Genomic DNA, 17598 nt, shown 5'->3' on the forward strand with positions numbered 1-17598 from the left:
TTTCGCCGCGCTGCTCGCGCCGCCGATGTATGTCGAAAATTTATGAATATCTCGGCTCCATCCGCTGGTTCGCGTTGATGCCGGCCATTAGAATTTCGCCATCCCAATGACGATCATCCGGCCCCTTGTCCGATGCGCTTCGCGCGCGAACGAATGTCGAGCCGACGCGCTTTCGCACGGACACCGGACATCGCCTGCGGATATCGATTTTTCACTCCGCACGCAGGCCGGGAAACGCATCGCCTGCTTGCGGAACGCCAACGCCTGACCGTGGAAGGCATCGCGATCGACGTCGAAACCCGTTCGCATTTTTTTCGTTTCAACCGCAGATCGCCGCATCGGGCCGCGCTTCATTCCGATGGGCAATCGGCTAGTCGTCATTCGTCCAACACACCCATACATTTGCCGGCCGATACGGGACGCGATCGAATCCCGACAGGCAAGGGAGCATTTTTTTGATGGAAACTTACCTCGACCTTCTGGTAGAACGAGAAGCCCTGATGATCAAACTGGATGCGGCGCGCACGCAAGCACGAAGCGCGGCGCTGTCCGAAGTGAAGCGAATCGTCGAGGAATTCGAGCTCACGACGCAGGAAGTGTTCGGCCGTGCCGGCGCGTTGCGCCACCGCGGCAAACCCAAGCCGAAGTATCGCGACCCGAAGACCGGCGCGACGTGGACGGGCCGCGGCCGCCCGCCTTCGTGGATCGCCGGGAAGGATCGCGCCGCATTCGTCGTGTAACCGCGGCTTAATGCGGCCGCGCTCGACAACGTTTGCTCGCGTCGCTAGCGCCGCCGTTCTCCCGCCGCGAAAAGCCCACACCGCTCGTTCGTTCGAGCCGTGTGGGCTTTTTCATTGGTTCATCGCGGAATTCCGGGGAACGCGGCGCGGATCTTGAGGAAGAAGTACTCCTCGTCACGGTACCCGTAAGCACGACGCTTGATGACCTTGATCGTATTGTTGATGCCTTCAACGATGCTGGTATTGAGCGGATGGCGGCAGCGGGCCACGATTCCGTGCCAGTAACTCTGCAAGCGCTCGGCGAACTTTTGCAAGGCGGCGATCCCGCTTTGCTGAGCCTGTTCGATCCATTGCTCCCAGGCCTTTTCCGCCCAGGCCGGCTTGCGGTAGAACCAGAGCCGTTTGAGTTCGTCGCGCAGCACATAGACGCATAACAGCGACTGATTGGCGGCCAGCAGCTCCTTCAAGTGCACGGCCTGTTCGGGTTTCAGGTTATGACGGTTGCGCAGCAGCAGCCAGCGGCTGGACTTCAGCACCTTCCGCGCCGGCTTGTCATGCCGGAGTTGATTGGCCTGATCCACTCGTACCCGATCGATCACCTCGCGCCCGTACTTGGCCACGACGTGGTACAGGTCGAAGACGATTTCCGCCTGCGGGCACTGTTCCTTGATCTCCAGTTCATAGGCCGTGGTCATGTCGATGGCGACCGCTTCGATGCGCTCGGCCACGCCTTCAGGCAGTTGTTCGAAGAAGGCTCGCGCCGTTTCGCGTGAACGTCCGGGCCCGACCCAGAGCACCTGCCGGCCGATCGGATCAACCACCACCGTGGCGTAGCGATGGCCCTTATGAAGCGCGAACTCGTCCATCGCCAGATAGCGGATCGCCGACCAGTCCGGCTCGGCCACACGCGCTCGCAAGCGCATCTTGTCGATCGATTTGACCGTGTGCCAACCCAAATCGTAAAAGGCCGCTACCGCCTGCACGCTGGCGGCCTGCAGCAGCTTCTCGCAGGCTTTGGCGAACCGCTCCGTCACTCGCTGGTAGCGGCCCAGCCACGCCAGCTTCTCCAGTCGCGGGCCGCCGCAGTGTTCGCACCAGACCCGGCGACGGGGAACGTGCAGCACCACCCGGTATTCGAACAGCGGCAAATCGCGCACTCGACGAACCGTCGTCTCGTGGATCTGCTGGCAGCGTGCACCGCATTGCTCGCAGTACATGACCTTGCTGACCGGCTTCAGATACAGCGATAGCGTGCGCTCTTCTCCTTGTGGCCATTCCACACGTTCCAGCCGATAACCTGTCCAGCAGCCCAGTGCCTGAAGTGCCTTTCGATCGAGCAATTGCTTCCTCCGATATCCTCAAAATCAGGTGTCAGATTATGCAATCGCTCGAAAACCCTCCACGGTTTCCTGCGATGAACCTTTTCATTGGGGCCGGGCGCCAGCCGCGCGAAACACGATACGCCGCCGACGCGTTCGCCGGTTGCGGTCGGAAACCGCGTGCGAAGAAGGCAGAAAGACGATCTCGCCGTCGTGCGACCGCGAGAATCACGGCCGTCGAAGCCGATGCCCGAATGACCGGGCAACGCCGACCGCAAATCGTGCTTGGCCGAGCATGCTTCATGGTGAAGACGCGCCGCGACATGCGACGGAACATGTATCACTTGCCGCGCCGCAGCCATGCGGCATGCTGCGGCACGAAACCGAGCAACAAGCAGCGAGCAGCGAGCGCGCTTGCCGTCGTGCCGCCCGCGATGCGCGACTGCATCCGTCGGTCGCGTCCGTCGCTCAGAATGCCGGATGACACTCGAACGCGAGTTGCGCGTGCCCTTGCGGCCCGCTTCCATGATCGACGGATTCGCGCTTCACGCTCGCTTGCATCCCGCGCTGCGCGCAGTAGCTCGTCGCTTCGTTGACGGCCCGCTCGTGCGCACCCGCCCACGACAGCAGAATGCCGCGCGAGCTCGAATCGACGGTGTAGACGTTCGGCTTCTCGGTTGCGCTGATGTCGGACGCGCTTGAACATGCGGCCAGCAGCAGCGCGCTGACCACGATCGATAGGGACGACGATTTGAGAACGCGGAGTTTCAATTTTGACGGCGCGCTCTTCGAGCACACTGAGAACAACGGGACACGCGAAAGTATGCCCGGCTCCGCGCGATAGATCATTCCCGTCACGCTTAACAGTCCGTTTCGCTAATGCAAACAATGGCCCGTGTGCGAAGCGCTTCGCCCGCGCTTTCGGGTTGCTGGCCGCGCGATAGGCGGCGATGCCGGACTGCGCATCCGACCCTCGTCGATCGTCCGCCATCCGAAGCAATGAACGCGCGTTGAATTCGCGTCGGGCATCCGCCGCGCGACGCACGTGCGACGATGTCGCCCCGAGATGCGAAACCGGCCTGCCCTCGGTTTTAGTCCGGACTGTAGTTAGAGTCAGAGGTTAAAAACTGCTGCTTCTCATCGTACGCCTGGGCGAACTGCGCAGGCGTCAGATAGCCAAGCGAACTATGAGGCCGCTCGGCGTTGTACTCGGTACGCCATTCATCAATCAGCCCCTTGGCGTGGCGCATTGAGACGAACCAGTGCTCGCTCAGGCATTCATCGCGGAACCGCCCGTTGAAGCTCTTGACATGCCGCGGCGGCAAGATTGGTCGACATCCATATTTTCGACCTTTCGCCTTTTACTTTGAGCGCCTCTATACTCGTATCCTCAACCGGCACTGCCAGAGGATTTTTTGAGCACTCAAGCAATTTTCAGATCACCACCACCCCGCGAGTGAGCCGCTGCAATTTCGACCAAATGCACGAATTCGCATCAATATTTGAAATATAGTTTCCCCAGCCCTGGCCTTCCTCCCGCTCGCCTAGCGGCTTTACTTCTTTTCGGAAGATCAATTCGCCCCACTCCCTCCCAACCCAACACCTCAAATATCCCTTCCGTCATATTAACAAATGGCATGAATTTTCTCGCAATATTCACTGCGATTACCCCATATATAACAAACGCCCCCGCCGACGCCATCGAAATCAACTCGGCAACACCCCGCAAATCATCGTATCCTTTACTAAAAAACATGAGCGACATGAGCGCCCCCATCGAACACACCATAAGAATAAAAAATAACGCAAAGAGCTTCGCAGAATTTTTAAAAAAAGCCCATCGTCCTCGAGAACAATGCGGATATAACGTAATCGTCCGATCCGATGGTCGAAGTACGGCAAATGTCCGGTACGTCCCATCCCTCAATGGTTCCGCCACAGCCTCTACCTCGTCACCATCCTGAAACGGAAACCATATTAACCAACCTGCAACTTGCTTTCCATCGATTTCGAATTGAACCTTGTCGGCCTCTTCTTTCGTCCCCGCCAGAGAAGCCAAACCGACCGCGCCGCTCGAACCGGCCAACGCTGACGCCACGGCCGTCAACCCAGCGGCTGAGCGGTCCAAATCACTCAACAGAAAATCTCCGGCCGCTCGCTCCTTTCGTAAATTTTCCAATACTCCACGCAATACCACTGCACGATTCGTATCCATATATCATCAGTCATCCATGAGATTTTTCCTCTTCCTCACCAGAATTGACCTCATCTTTAAACCCAACAGCCACCAGCCCCTTATCGAAAGTCTCACACCTTTTAAGTCGCCGTTATTTTTATATTTTTACGATCAAAACAGAGTTTTTATTGCACCCCGAAGATCACCATTCAAAAATACAAAATAACAACTTGAAGCTCGATAATGGCAACTTGGATTTGCCAGTTAGCCATAATCAGTAGACCTCCGCTCACTACCATTCCAGGTCGCTCAGCAAAAAATCTCCGATCACCCGCTCCTGATGAAAATTTTTCAGTGTCCCGCGCAACACGACCAGTCGGCCCATATCCATGTCCTTCCCGCATTTCAGTACTTGAAGTACAAAATCCCCAGGCCAGGTTTACCTTCTGCCTTCCTTGCGCCCCTACTTCTAGCGGGCAAATCAATCGTTTTTGCATCGCGCCATCCTAAAGCCTGAAAAATCCCCTCAGCCATATTGACAAACGGCATGAATTTTCTTGAAATACTAAATGCGATAATGGCATATATCACGAAACTAATTATGCCACCACCGCCCATTAATCCAACAAAAGCGCGCCAATCGCTGTCATGATTCACCCAGAAAATCACACCCATAACGCAGCAAGAAGCCAAAAATATGCCCCCAAAAATCCAAACAAACCATTTCAGAGTATTTATATAATGTGCGATCCGGCCACGCGAACAATGTGGATATAAAGCGATAATCCGATCACGCGGCTTGAGCATCGCGAATGCTCGATACGTACCATCTCGCAATAATTCCGCCACAACATCTACTTCGTCTCCATTATTGAAAGGGGACCACATCAACCATCCCGATATCTTTTTCCCGTCCAGCTCGAACTGAATTCTGTCGGCCTCTTCTTTCGTCCCCGCCAGGGCTGCTAGCCCGATGGCACCGCCAGAACCAACCAACGCCGCAGCCACTGCAGTCAGTCCGGCTGCCGAACGATCGGAATCGTCCAACAGAAAATCCCCCGTCGTTCTCTGCTTACTGAATTTCTCTATCGTCCCATGCAGAATCACTGCTCGATCGCAGTTCATGTACATTGCCCTCTCTTTTCATCGTCTCCTCGAACTTGAGGCCAACCGTCGGCGCGACCTTCGAGGAAACAAAACCTTGTCGATCTGGCATGTCCGATCGACGTGCGCACAAGCAGAATTTCCGGATATCCAATGTCAACGATGAAACTTGCTCGAACCTTCGATCAACCTCAGCATGAGCCGTGCCATCTAGTCTTTGACGCTGTTCGCCGCAACGGAAACACACGCGAAACGCCATTGACTGTCGACGACGCCATCCTCGAATGAATAGATAACATTTTGCCAACGCACTTTTCGCTCGCAGGCGACGATTGCCACCGCCATGGGCACTACCGCGCACATCGATCGCGAGGTTCTCTTTCCGACTACGCTCGCTGCGCTACTCTTTCGGCCATTTGCGCAAGCCCCTCCTTTTCCTGTGCGCGCTCCATGAAGCCCAGAACCGTCACCGCGAATTCGGCGATCGACGCGGGAATACACCAGACGTTCGGATCGTTTGGCCCAACCTGGCATTCGGCCTCGACCTCTGGCGGGAACTGCGGCTCCTGGCACGTCTTGTTATGTTGTCCTTCGCGCGGCAGCTCGCTCACCGGTCTATGCGCATCGAGCCCATAGTTCCACAAGAAGCGATTGCATCCAGCCCATGTGCATAGCCCCTCGTGGCATCCAGAGCAATTTCTCGCCCCCACCATATCGCGCCAACCAAGCTTCTCGATTATCAATATCTAAAATACAGAACCCCTAACCCAGGCTTCCCTTCCTTTTTCCTTGCCATCTTGCTTCTAGCCGGCAAATCAATCTTCGCCGCGTCTCGCCATCCTAAAACATGAAAAATTTGCTCAGCCATGTCGGCGAATGGCAAAAATCTTCTGGCCATGCTGTAGGCGATAACTCCATAAACAAAAAATTCCCCCAACCCGCCACCGATCAGTGCAATAAAAAACTCTCGCCAGATCCCCTCTCCCCAAAATGTTGCCAGCATCACAAAAAAATAGATGAGGAACACAATGAGGAATCCCCGCATAAACCACTTGAAAGAGTTCTTAAAGTGCGCACTCTTCCCACGCGAACAGTGCGGATACAGAGCAATCGTGTGGTCCGACGGTCGAAGAATCGCAAAAGCACGATAGGTTCCATCTTTCAAAGGTTCCGCCACCACTTCCACTTCCTCGTCGTCTTGAAATGGCGACCACATCAACCAGCCCGTAAAAAATTTTCCGCCCAACTCAAATTGAACCTTGTCCGCTTCCTCCTTGGTGCCCGCCAACGACGCCAAGCCGATTGCTCCACCCGAACCGGCCAGCGCCGACGCCACCGCGGTAAGTTCCGCCGCCGATCGATCCATGTCACTTAACAGAAAATCCACCGAAACTCTATTTTTTTTGAAATTCTTCAACCTTCCCTTTAACACTACAGCTCGATCGATATCCATATTTCGTTCTCTCACGCCCTTCACCACGACAGCTCCACACAACCTCCGTCTCCAACGCGGCTGTACCTCATGAACGAGCACATAGAATTCAATCAAACTCACAAACTTTCACTAATACTTGAAATATAGCTTTCCCAACCCAGGCCGCCCCTCCACTCGCCGCGCGACTTTACTTCTTCCCGGGAGATCGATTTGACTCACCCCCTTCCACCCCAAAACCTCAAAAATCCCCTCTGCCATATTAACAAATGGCATAAATTTTCTAGCAATATTAACCGCAATAATTCCATATACAACAAACAGCCCCCCCGATATCATTGCAATCAACTCAAGGACACCCAGCCAATCACTGTACCCTCTCACAAAAAACACAGCCGACAAAAGGCTTCCAAGCGTTATCACAATAAATATAAAAAACAGCATGAATAATTTCACAGCATTTTTAAAAAACGCCCACCGCCCTCGCGAACAGTGTGGATATAACGCAATCGTTCGGTCAGATGGTCGAAGTATGGCAAATGCTCGATACATTCCATCCCTCAATGGCTCAGCCACCACCTCTACCTCATCGCCGTTTTGGAATGGAGACCACATTAACCAGCCGGCAACCTGCTTTCCGTCGATTTCGAATTGAACCTTGTCAGCCTCTTCTTTTGTGCCCGCCAGAGATGCCAGTCCGACTGCTCCTCCCGAGCCAGCCAACGCAGACGCTACGGCCGTCAACCCAGCAGCTGAGCGCTCCAAGTCGCTCAATAGAAAGTCTCCGGTGGCCCGTTCCTTATGAAAATTCTCCAGTACTCCACGCAACACGACTGCACGACTAGTATCCATATATCGATCACTTATCCATGCGACTTTGCTTCTTCCGCGCCAGAAGTAGCATCATCTTTGAATCCAATAGCCACCAGAGCCTTATCGAATGCCTCATCCTGTTTTTTTAAGTCATCGTTATTTTTATATTTTTTACCTACCCCAAAAACAGAATCATTTAATGAATTCTGCAAATCATCATTCCCAAAATACCAAATAACAACTTGGATCGCAACAATAGCAACCTGGACTTGCCAACTGGCCATATACAGCAGCCCTCTACCCAACACCATGGCTCCAACACGCTCAGCCGCGACCGTTGCGACCCTCTCCCCGGCCGCTATTGCCACCTTGCGTGCAGTTGCGTCAGCGATGCCTTGGCCAATCCGATCAAGAATAACGATACGAATCTGCCGCCCGGGGGGAGTCAGAATTTCCGTGTTCAAGGCGGATTGAGATTCACACGGATGGTCGAACGAATCGATCCTCATAGAGGATGGCGAACTGGTTCATGGCTGCCTTCCAGTCATGAGCCGCGCGGCCCCAATGAGCAGTGATGTTGCGCAGTGCCAGCCAGATGCGCTTCGCCGCGGCCTCATCGGTCGGAAAGTGGCCCCGGGTCATGATGATCTTGCGCAACTGCGAGTTGATGTTCTCGATGGCGTTCGTCGTGTATATAACCTTGCGAACTGCCGGTGGAAAGGCGAAGAACGGAATCACGCGATCCCAGGCGTTGCGCCATGCCGCACTGTCCGTCGGGAATTTCTGCCCCCACGGCCCGTCGGCAAACGCATCGAGTTCTACCTGGGCCGCTTCCGCGCTGGGCGCGGTGTAGATCGGGCGAATCACTGCAGCCAGTTCCCTGGGGTCTTTCCAGCACGCGCAATCGAGGCTGTTGCGGATCAGGTGAACGATGCAGGTCTGCAACGTGGTCGACGCAAACACTGCCGCCAGCGCCTCGGGCATTCCCTTGAGGCCGTCGGTCACGGCGATCAGGATGTCGTTGACGCCGCGCGTCCTGAGATCGTTGAACACCTTCGTCCAGAACTTGGCGCCTTCGGTATTCTCGATCCACAGGCCCAGGATATCGCGTGTACCGTCGGGCAGAATGCCCAGCGCAAGGTAGACCGCCTTGTTGCGCACCACGGCGTCTTCGCGGATCTTGACCCGCAGCGCGTCGAAGAACACCACCGGATACATCGGCTCAAGCGGCCGGGCCTGCCAGGCAGTCACTTCGGCCATGACCTCGTCGGTGACCGAGCTGATGAAATCGGGCGAGACCCCGGTGCCGTATTGTTCCAGCAAAAAGCCCTGAATCTCGCGCACGGTCATGCCCCGGGCATACATGGCGACGATCTTGTCGTCGAAGCCCGTGAAGCGTCGTTCGTGTTTGGGAATCAGCAGCGGTTCGAAGCTGCCGTCGCGATCGCGCGGGACCTCGATACGAATCGGACCATCCTCGGTCAGGACTGTCTTGGCACCCGTGCCGTTGCGCTGGTTGGTGACGGCGCCGGGCGTATAGCCGAGATGATGGCTCATCTCTCCACCCAGCGCCCGCTCGATCAGGGCCTTCTTCAGGGCCAGCGTCGCGGCATTGATCGCTTCAGCCGTCATCGGCCCGTTGCCGAACTGTTCAAGCAACTCGGCAGGAATCGCCGGCAGCTCCGCCGGCTTGGCTTTCGGTTTGCGAGGCATATGTTCTCCTAGCGAGCATGATATGCCTTGAACACGAAATTACTGACAGTCCCTTCGTGCGTGATCCCCACGCCATCCCAAAGCGCCAGCATCATCGGCACGCATGCCGCGCCCTTTTTTTCCGGCTGTTGCTCTCGGTTTGAGTGACAGCGATCAGGTTGATAACATATAGTCGCCAATTTCTCTCGTCGACACTGCAAATTAAAATTCTCACATGACATGCCATTCAGAACCAAAAATATACGACACTTATATCAATATCTAAAATACAACGTCCCAAGACCGGGCCGTCTCTCGGCCTTCCTCGCCGCCTTACTTCTAGCCGGCAAATCCACACTCTTCACATCACGCCAACCCAAAGATTGGAATATTCCTTCAGCCATAACAACAAATGGCATAAATTTCCTAGAAATTCTATAGGCAATAATGGCGTAAATCACAAGACTAATCAGCCCCCCTCCCCCCATCAATCCCACGAAACTCCTCCAATCGTCATCATGGTTAACCAAAAAAATTCCCGCCATAACGCCACACGATCCCAAGAAAATAAAAGCGAATGCCATAAAAAACCACTTCAGGGAATTTTTATAGTGCGCAATTCTCCCTCTCGAACAATGCGGATATAGAGCAATGGTACGATCTTCAGGTTTGAGAACGGCAAAACTTCGATATGTACCATCCCGCAGCAATTCAGCAACTACTTCGACTTCGTCGCCATTTTTGAATGGCGACCACATCAACCACCCCGTTATTTTCTTACCGTTAAGTTCAAATTGAACCTTATCAGCCTCTTCCTTGATCCCCGCCAGAGATGCCAATCCGACTGCTCCTCCCGAGCCAGCCAGCGCCGCCGCGACCGCGGTAAGTCCCGCAGCTGATCGATCGGCATCGCTCAGGAGAAAATCTCCCGTCGCTCGCTCCTTACTGAAATTACTTACGACCCCTCGCAAAATCACCGCTCGTCCATTATCCATATGCGCTCCTACCCGTTTTGCTTCGCTTTTCCTGTCTCCACCGTCTCTTCAGCTTTGAAGCCAACAGCCACTAATGCCTTGTCGAATGCTTCATCTTGCTTCTTAATATCCGATATCATTTTATATTTCCCCTCCCTCCCGAACACCGAATCGAGTATCGCGTTCTGCAAATCATCATTGCTTAGCGTCCAAATCACGACTTGAATAGCGATAACAGCCACCTGCATTTCCCAGCTAGCCATAAACAAGAGCACTCTACCCATTACCATGGCCCCAACTCGTTCGGCAGCGACAGCTGCGACTTCCTGACCCGCCGCAATGGCTGCCTTGCGCATGGTCGCATCGACAATACCTTGCCCGATACGGTCGAGAATAACGATACGAATCTTTCGACCGGTAACGTTCGATGCAATTCGCTCGAAAAATGGTGCCGATGAACTCAAAGCAGTTAAACCGAATGCTACCGTCGCTCCAAATCCGAAAATGCCTTTACCAGCATAAAGAAGGCCGATCAGCCGTTCGCCATTATTCCATTTCCCCCTGGCGTCCATGAAATCGAGCATCATCCCGACGCCTCCAGCAATCGCTCCGCAATACCCACCGATTATTTTGAGATTCTTGGCTCCCTGTTCGAACTTGAGTGCCTCCAAAGGCTTAAGCGCAACCTCCGCTGCTGCCCCCGCTACCGAAAAACACGCTCCCCCCAACTCCGCCCAATCCCGCTTTTCCTTATCCTTCTTATTGATCAGCTTGATCAGAGCAAACACCTCGATCAGCCCGATCACGCCTACGAGACCCACGCTCTCGCGCACCTTGATCGCGCGCCACCGCCTGGAAAGAACATTCGATCCTTCGGTCTCGGCGACGGCCGAGGTGGCCATTCGAAACGCCTCCGGCGAACTTCTCCCCATTCGGCGTTGAGCCTGATATTCACCGAGGAACTTGCTGCGCAGTTGCGGCTCGATTTTAGCTTGCAGCAGAACGAGTTCTTTCACCTCGTCGCTCTTGATGCCCACCCTCAGCATGAACACGGAGTTGATGATCGCCTCGCTCACCCCGTTGCCGAGATTCTGCAGGTTGAATCCCTTGAACGAGAACCGCTGAAAGATGAGGTGCCCTACGCTAACCGCGGCCTTGTCGACGCCCTTATCGTGCATCGCCTGATCGACGGCATTGAGCTGCTTGGCCTGCTTGCTCATCTCGTCCATCTTTCCGTAGAACTCCGCGAACTTCTTCAGCTTCTCGCAGGCCTCCGCGAATGCATTGAAGCCTTCTCCCGCCATGCCCAGCAGCGTGGTCTTGTGCGCCTCCGCCCGCGCCAGCGCCAGCTTGAGCGCTTCCTTCGACTCCTTCTGATTGCTGGCCACCATCCGCCAGATCAAACTTTCCGGCTTGGTCGGGTCGAGGCGGTCGATCAACTTGTTCAATGCCGCAACGCCGCTCGAATCGGCACTCAGCCCGACGATCGCATGGAAAATGACGAACTCGAACGCCACCCCGTCGAAGCCGTTCTGATCGTGATAATCTTCGAGCGCGGCGAGAAAGAGCGGCGCGTCCAGCCAGTTCGCGACATCCGCCGTACGCTGCGCGAGCAACGCTTGCTTCTGGTCCTGAATGCGTTGATACAGGATGCGGAACACGTCGATACGCTTGACGTTCCCTTTCGCGCTTCCCGGTTTGCCCGATGTATCGTCCGCCAGCTTCTCGCGGTACTTTGACCAATCTTGCACGCTCCCGGTAGCGGTGTCCTGATCGATCCTCCGGGCCCGATTTTCCTCGATCCTCGGCTTGGCCTCCACATACTTGCGCGCGCGAGTCATCGCGTCCTGATACGCAGGCGAAGAAGGCGCCGCGCGAAACTGCGTAATCTGCCTCGCGTACGACGGCGGCACGCCGTTTTCCCCCATCCACTGGTAGTCGCTCCAGAACTGCTGATCCGCCGGCGTCTTCGCGGCCGCCTTTTGCTTCGCAACCGCGTCCGGGTAATACCAGCTCGTGCTGCCGGGCGTCGCGGGGCTATGGTCGAATGTCGCCTTTCTGCGCGCGCCGGCTTCCACCGCGAGCTTCGCCTGATCGATCCATTGCAGCGCATTGATCCTGAGCGCCTGCTCGTCGCAATACTGCAGAAAACGCGCCTGTGCGTCGTTTCGGAAGCCGTTCAATTCGTGCGTGATCCCCACGCCATCCCAAAGCGCCAGCATCATCGGCACGCATGCCGCGCCCTTTTCTTTCCGGCTGTTGCTCTCGGCATGCTTCACCAACTCGGCCGCCGGGCTCAGCTTCGCGCCTGCCGCGGCCTTGTTGCGCATGGTCCACGGATAACGCGACGTGCAAGTCTGCAGACGGGCGTCCCGAAACGCTCCCAATTCGCCGAAGCTGACGGCCTCGGGCAGCTCCGTGCTTTGCAGGCCGACGGGCTCCCCCTTTGCGGTGGTCGCGACAGCAGGCGCATATTCGATGACGTGTTGCAGATTGGCCTCGGTCAGCGGCGCCGAATACGTTCCCGTCTTCGGCGCCGATATCCACTTCGCGGGCTCGATGAGCTGCATGCGCTTTTTGCGCAGGCTCGCCGCCTGCGCATCCCGCGCGCCGTAGCGTTTGACGGTGTCCCGACTCCACGGCCATTCGCTGAACGCGACCCAGACGTTGCCGCACTGATGCGGCTTTTCGATGACGAGATATTGGAGGCGCGACGCGCTGTGCCCTGTGCGTCGACATGCTTGCGGCGCATCGATTCTTTTCGCGCTCGCGGTATCCAGTTGCTTCCACAACGAGCCATCCGGTGCAACCGAATACACTTCCCAATAGTACGCACCGCGAGCGCCCAGTTCGTAGAACAGATAGACGAAACCCTCGCGCAGTTGGCGCAAGCCGTACTTGCCTTGCGTCAACGCCACACCCGTGACGCTCTTGTCGTCGAACGAACCGAGTGCCGGCGCGCCGAACGATTTCGGCACCACCGCATAGCGCGACGGGTAGACCGCCAACCCCTGAAGCTTGCAAACGTCGCAACGATCGTCGCTTCCCGCCATTTTTCATTCCTTGATCAATTGATGGGCGCGGCTCGGCGAGCCTCGCGAATCTCGTCCCACTGCGCGTCGTCCAGCTCGGCGACGGCGCGACTGTAGTAGACGTCCTCCGGACGCGCGCGCAGCAACGTCTGCATCAAAGGATGCAAATCGAAGTCCGGCCCCGACTCGAGTGCGTGAAACGCGAACAATTCCAGATCGGCCGGATCGCTCAAGCCATATCGCCGCGCACGAAGCAAACTGTCCGGCATGCGGGCGAAGTCTTCACGTCGAACGACACCGCCGTCCGCGCGCATGCGCATCCACGCGCGATTGATCGGCCTGACATCGGACAACGCCATCCACTGCGCGTCGTCGAACCCGACGAAGCGGCCTCGCGCCGGAGCGCGCTCGCCCGCAATCGCGCATGCGTGATCCGTCAGTTGTCCCCAGCGATCCACGGTGCACCATCTGGCAATGGGGCCCAGCAGGCGGCAACGTTGATCGTCGCGACACACCCGCCATACGCCCTCGAAAGCCGCCGGGTCGGCCAACGCCAGCAGTCTCTGCCCCGGTCGATCGGAACGCTGCTGAATCGCCACGTTCGCGATGTGATGCGCGATTTCCGCCAATGACGCATCGCCGAACAACAGCGCGCCGATACGATGGCCTCGCCCCTCGGCCAGCGCACCCGGCCGCCAATCCTCCAAGGCCGCTCGCAGTGCGATGCGACACGCGTCGATCGAATGCTGACGCATGAAATCCAGCTCGACCAATGACGGCCAATAATCCGAATCAATCTGCCCCGGACGCAGTTGCACGTCGAGCGTCGAATGTGCGCCATCTGCGCGCAGCGCCTTCGATACTTCGGAGTCCGCTTCCTGAAGCATCGCCGGCCCGATCAGCAACACGATGCGCGTGGCGCCGCCTTGCGCCGCGCATCGCTGCTGCAGTTGCCCCAACAGCGCGTCCTCGGGCGAAGCCGATTCGCGGCCCGCAATCGCGTCGCTCGCTCGCGGCTCTGAAAGCATCTGTTCTCGAACCATGACTTATAGATCCGCGAATGCGGCACTGGAAGAAACCATGTCGCTCATCGTCTGCGGACAGTCCTTCGACGCACCCTTGCCCAACGCATTCTGAGCACTCGCACTCTTCGGCCCCGTCAACTGATGCGCCGCCGCCTTGAAATCCGCGCGTCCCGGTGCGCCGACCACGATGTCGTTGCCTTCCATCTTCAGATAAGCCTTCGCCGCGGTCAGCAACACACGCTGCTGCGCCTGCACGGAAGCGCTGCCCTGCGCGCTCGCGACCGTCACGGCCTTCTGCGCGCTCGCGCTCAGCTTGCCCGCGTTCTGCGCCTGGACGCTCACCGAGCCCGTCGCCGCATGCAACGCGATGCCTTGCCCCGCCACCGGCCGCCCGCCGCCCGCAGCGCCTTGCGTATACAGCGAAACGCCATGATTCGCGACAACGCTCGTCTTGCCCTTCGCCGTCAACTGCACGTCCTGTCCGGCGCTCAGCACAGTCTCGGCGCCCGACACCCACACGTGGCTCTTCGCCGACATCGCAACGAGCCCAGCCTCGCCGTGCGCGACGAGATGCGGCTTGCTCCATGCGATTGCGCTGCCGCTCCCGCCGCCCGCCGCATCGCCGCCACCGCTGCCCTCGCGCGTCACGCCGATCGCCTCGCGGCTCCGCTCGACGCCCTCGACGGCCGGCAATGACTTGCCCGCCGCGTTGCCCGCGTTGCCCGCGCCGCCCGCGTTGCCCGTCGACGCAGGCGGCGTATCCGCTGCGCTCGGCGCCTGCACTGCCGTACCGTTGCCCGGCTCGGCTCCATGCTTCTGCGCAAGCTCCGCGAGGCTTTGCAATGTCTGCCGATGTTGCGCGAGCACCTGGCTCGGCGCGCTCGCGTCCATCTGGCTCACGCCGGGCGCCGTGCTGATCAAAAGCCCCGCGCCGCCGCGCAGCGCGCCGGCCGCATCCGTCGCGAGTTCCGCGCCGTAGCCGCGATCGGCCTGGCGCTGGTTGTCCTGGGTCTGCTTGATGTGCCCAAGCGTGAGGCCGCTATTGCGATCGGTCGTGTACAGGCGCGCGCTCGATTGGCCCGCGGTGTCATCGAGCATGAACTGCCGGTAGCCGCCCGTGCCTTGCTGGCTCATGCTCATGTCCTGGGTCTTGAAGCCCGTCAGCACGGCCGCATGCGTATTGCCCGCAAACCACGCGGCCGCGTTGCCGGTGCTCCCGCTCGGGCCGCCCGCTTGCGCGTTGTGCTGCGCGTCGGCGTTGCCCTGACCGTTGTAGAGCGCGGCCACTGCGACCGGTCGATCGGGCTGGCCTTCGAGCCACTCGGTCCACACTTCCTGCCCGATGCGCGGCACGCTCACGCCGCCCCAGTTGTCGCCGCCGACAGGCGTCAGCACGCGCGTCCACGTGCCGGCGCTCCGGTCCGCCGGCGCGTTCGCCGCATGCGGATGGTCCTCGCGGCTCGCCGCTTGCTGGCCGCGCTGCGCGTGATGCTGAATCCGTATCCGGTGATCCCGATCGGTGTGAACGGGATCGCCCGAGCCCACGACGATCGTCGTCTGAGCGCCCGGCATCACGGCGACGGGATGCGCGCGCGCGCCGTGCCCGGATGCGGCAAGCGGCCGGTATGCCTGCTCGACGGGCAGCGCGACGAAGCGATTGCGATAAACGGCGTCATCGAGCGTCAGCTGTCCGCCATGATGCGTGTCGACGCCAAGCGCCGCGTGCAGCGCGTTCGCCGCGCCGTGCGGTGCGGGCGCGGCGCCGGTCATCGAAGGGATCGTGCCGAGACGTTGTTCGATCGCGCTGCGCACCGTCGCATCGACGTTCGCGCGCGCCGAATGCTCGACCCGCAGGCAGACGAGCGCGTCCGACGCGCCGAGCGTCGGATGATGCGCGATCGCGAAACGCAGCCCCGGGCGCAGATCGCGCCGCGTGCTGCGGCCTTCGCTTTGCAGCGCGGCCACGCGTTGCGCGTCGAGTTGCTGCTGCGCGCGCCGATCGCCGATCGCGCCCGTCTGGAACGCATACGGGCCGGCGACGTCGCGATCCTCGCCCGGCACGACCGCGCCGCTCGCGCGCGCGCCCGTCGGCCGCGTCGACAGGCTGCGATGATCCCAGCTCGCGCGCGCGACGCTGCCGATCCGCCAGCGCCGCGCATGCATGAAGTGCTGGATGCAGCCTTGCGGATCGTCGTCACTCGTCTGGTGGAAGCCGACGATCTCGGGTTCGTCGGGCGCGAAACGCTGGTTCGAATCGGCAAGCACGAGCGTGTGCTTGCCGAGGCTCGACGCGCGCGGATCGCCCTCGTGCTCGAACCAGTAGAAGATGCCTTCCTCGGCCCAGAGCCGCTCGAGTAAGGCGAAATCGGATTCGCCAGCCTGCGCGGTCAGGCTGCGCTTCGGGTACTTCGTCGCATCGGCGAGCGCCCACCGCCATGCAGGCGCGATCGCGCCGCGCGTGTAACGGCGGAACACCTGTTCACTGATCTCGACGACGCTCGCGTTCAGATAGTTGTAACTGTCGATGCGCTGGCGCAGCAGCGCGAGCCACGGCTCGACGACGAGCCGCATGCGCGCGAGGCCGCCGTTGTAGCCGATCAGTTCGGCGGCGATCACGTGGCCGTGAAACGGCCGGCGCGCATCGCGCCCTTGCGCCGCCTGCCACTCGATCAGGATCGGCGCGCCGATCAATTGCGCGAGCGGCAGCGACGGGTTCTCGGCGAGCGCGGTGAGCTGGAAACGGAAGCCGCCGTGATCGAGCGCTTCCCAGCCGTGCAGGCTCTCCGCGACGAGCGCGTTCGCGCCGAGCGGCGTCGTGATCCAGAGGAAACGGTCGTGCTGCGACCAGCCGCCGAAGAGTGCTTGCAGAACGTCAGTTGGGATCGACATGGCTTGTCCGTTCAGTGGGCCGGGCGCGCGACGATCCGCGGGGCCGGGTTCATGTATTGGGGCGCGACGCCACGTGCTCTTGCGACTCGGGGCACGGGTTGTTCGTCGCTGCGCGTATGCGCGCTCGTCTCCTCGGCTGCCGATGCGCATGATGTCCGCATTGCTCGCCGTTCGCGGCGCTCGCTATCCACGGCGCGCTCGTGCGCCGTTGCCCCGCGAACGAACGCGCGTGCGGACACACGCGAACGAAGCAATGCGGGCCACTGCAGGAAGCGAGAGACGTGGGTGCGGAAATTCATCGATAGTCCGTTCAACATGCAAATGTTCGATGCCTTCATCGGGACGGCGCGCACGGCTCGCCACATCCACGCACCCGCAACGCGGAGTCAGCATCGAACGCGT

General features: G+C 58.8%; 15 protein-coding genes and 1 pseudogene. 1 reads left to right on the plus strand and 15 read right to left on the minus strand.

What is annotated here, in order from left to right:
* Positions 1 to 87: 87 nt before the first annotated feature.
* The gene (locus WT60_RS12250; RefSeq protein ID WP_186448532.1) at positions 88 to 354 is read right to left on the minus strand and encodes a hypothetical protein; all 267 of its coding nucleotides are present in this window, start codon (positions 352 to 354) and stop codon (positions 88 to 90) included.
* A gap of 104 nt (positions 355 to 458) precedes the next feature.
* On the opposite strand from WT60_RS12250, the gene WT60_RS12260 reads away from it, so the two are divergent.
* Positions 459 to 740 (plus strand): H-NS histone family protein, encoded by a 282-nt coding sequence (locus WT60_RS12260; protein ID WP_038751354.1) that lies wholly within the window; start codon positions 459 to 461, stop codon positions 738 to 740.
* Between the two features lie 119 nt (positions 741 to 859).
* Here WT60_RS12260 and WT60_RS12265 read toward each other — a convergent pair whose 3' ends face one another.
* The 14 genes and pseudogenes from WT60_RS12265 to WT60_RS12335 all read right to left on the minus strand — a co-directional run bounded on the left by WT60_RS12265 (position 860) and on the right by WT60_RS12335 (position 17196).
* Positions 860 to 2080 (minus strand): ISL3 family transposase, encoded by a 1221-nt coding sequence (locus WT60_RS12265; protein WP_100185282.1) that lies wholly within the window; start codon positions 2078 to 2080, stop codon positions 860 to 862.
* A 447-nt stretch (positions 2081 to 2527) separates the two neighbouring features.
* Complete coding sequence (locus tag WT60_RS12275; RefSeq protein WP_038751355.1) at positions 2528 to 2791, minus strand: hypothetical protein; 264 nt, start codon at positions 2789 to 2791, stop codon at positions 2528 to 2530.
* 359 nt (positions 2792 to 3150) lie between these two features.
* Positions 3151 to 3369 (minus strand): annotated as a pseudogene (locus WT60_RS12280) (transposase); the annotation flags it as partial.
* A 185-nt stretch (positions 3370 to 3554) separates the two neighbouring features.
* On the minus strand, positions 3555 to 4274 hold the full coding sequence (locus WT60_RS34440; protein ID WP_186448533.1) for a putative type VI secretion system effector: 720 nt from the start codon (positions 4272 to 4274) through the stop codon (positions 3555 to 3557).
* Between the two features lie 366 nt (positions 4275 to 4640).
* Positions 4641 to 5366 (minus strand): putative type VI secretion system effector, encoded by a 726-nt coding sequence (locus WT60_RS12290; RefSeq protein ID WP_236860818.1) that lies wholly within the window; start codon positions 5364 to 5366, stop codon positions 4641 to 4643.
* 359 nt (positions 5367 to 5725) lie between these two features.
* Entirely contained in the window at positions 5726 to 5950 is a 225-nt protein-coding gene (locus WT60_RS12295; protein ID WP_236860884.1) for a hypothetical protein, read from the minus strand.
* A gap of 128 nt (positions 5951 to 6078) precedes the next feature.
* The gene (locus WT60_RS12300) at positions 6079 to 6819 is read right to left on the minus strand and encodes a putative type VI secretion system effector (RefSeq protein WP_236860819.1); all 741 of its coding nucleotides are present in this window, start codon (positions 6817 to 6819) and stop codon (positions 6079 to 6081) included.
* A gap of 84 nt (positions 6820 to 6903) precedes the next feature.
* Complete coding sequence (locus WT60_RS34445) at positions 6904 to 7623, minus strand: putative type VI secretion system effector (RefSeq protein WP_156432449.1); 720 nt, start codon at positions 7621 to 7623, stop codon at positions 6904 to 6906.
* A gap of 11 nt (positions 7624 to 7634) precedes the next feature.
* Entirely contained in the window at positions 7635 to 8048 is a 414-nt protein-coding gene (locus WT60_RS35155) for a hypothetical protein (protein ID WP_226377127.1), read from the minus strand.
* Between the two features lie 13 nt (positions 8049 to 8061).
* Entirely contained in the window at positions 8062 to 9297 is a 1236-nt protein-coding gene (locus WT60_RS12315; protein WP_038751359.1) for an IS256 family transposase, read from the minus strand.
* Positions 9298 to 9551: 254 nt separating this feature from the next.
* On the minus strand, positions 9552 to 10271 hold the full coding sequence (locus WT60_RS12320) for a putative type VI secretion system effector (RefSeq protein ID WP_081989887.1): 720 nt from the start codon (positions 10269 to 10271) through the stop codon (positions 9552 to 9554).
* An 8-nt stretch (positions 10272 to 10279) separates the two neighbouring features.
* A complete protein-coding gene (locus WT60_RS12325) occupies positions 10280 to 13303 on the minus strand; it encodes a T6SS effector BTH_I2691 family protein (protein ID WP_038751361.1) in 3024 nt (1007 codons plus the stop codon).
* A 14-nt stretch (positions 13304 to 13317) separates the two neighbouring features.
* Entirely contained in the window at positions 13318 to 14325 is a 1008-nt protein-coding gene (locus WT60_RS12330; protein ID WP_226377128.1) for a hypothetical protein, read from the minus strand.
* A gap of 3 nt (positions 14326 to 14328) precedes the next feature.
* A complete protein-coding gene (locus WT60_RS12335; protein ID WP_060355380.1) occupies positions 14329 to 17196 on the minus strand; it encodes a type VI secretion system Vgr family protein in 2868 nt (955 codons plus the stop codon).
* Positions 17197 to 17598 lie beyond the last annotated feature (402 nt).

This window comes from Burkholderia sp. MSMB617WGS (assembly GCF_001532025.2).
GTDB lineage: Bacteria > Pseudomonadota > Gammaproteobacteria > Burkholderiales > Burkholderiaceae > Burkholderia > Burkholderia savannae.

What these genes read in the sequence shown, in the direction of transcription:
- WT60_RS12260 (WP_038751354.1), top strand. Translation starts at nt 459, where the DNA reads ATGGAAACTTACCTCGACCTTCTGGTAGAACGAGAAGCCCTGATGATC.
- WT60_RS12315 (WP_038751359.1), bottom strand. Translation starts at nt 9,297, where the DNA reads ATGCCTCGCAAACCGAAAGCCAAGCCGGCGGAGCTGCCGGCGATTCCT.
- WT60_RS34440 (WP_186448533.1), bottom strand. Translation starts at nt 4,274, where the DNA reads ATGGATACGAATCGTGCAGTGGTATTGCGTGGAGTATTGGAAAATTTA.
- WT60_RS12325 (WP_038751361.1), bottom strand. Translation starts at nt 13,303, where the DNA reads ATGGCGGGAAGCGACGATCGTTGCGACGTTTGCAAGCTTCAGGGGTTG.
- WT60_RS34445 (WP_156432449.1), bottom strand. Translation starts at nt 7,623, where the DNA reads ATGGATACTAGTCGTGCAGTCGTGTTGCGTGGAGTACTGGAGAATTTT.
- WT60_RS12320 (WP_081989887.1), bottom strand. Translation starts at nt 10,271, where the DNA reads ATGGATAATGGACGAGCGGTGATTTTGCGAGGGGTCGTAAGTAATTTC.
- WT60_RS12250 (WP_186448532.1), bottom strand. Translation starts at nt 354, where the DNA reads ATGAAGCGCGGCCCGATGCGGCGATCTGCGGTTGAAACGAAAAAAATG.
- WT60_RS12330 (WP_226377128.1), bottom strand. Translation starts at nt 14,325, where the DNA reads ATGGTTCGAGAACAGATGCTTTCAGAGCCGCGAGCGAGCGACGCGATT.
- WT60_RS12335 (WP_060355380.1), bottom strand. Translation starts at nt 17,196, where the DNA reads ATGTCGATCCCAACTGACGTTCTGCAAGCACTCTTCGGCGGCTGGTCG.
- WT60_RS12290 (WP_236860818.1), bottom strand. Translation starts at nt 5,366, where the DNA reads ATGTACATGAACTGCGATCGAGCAGTGATTCTGCATGGGACGATAGAG.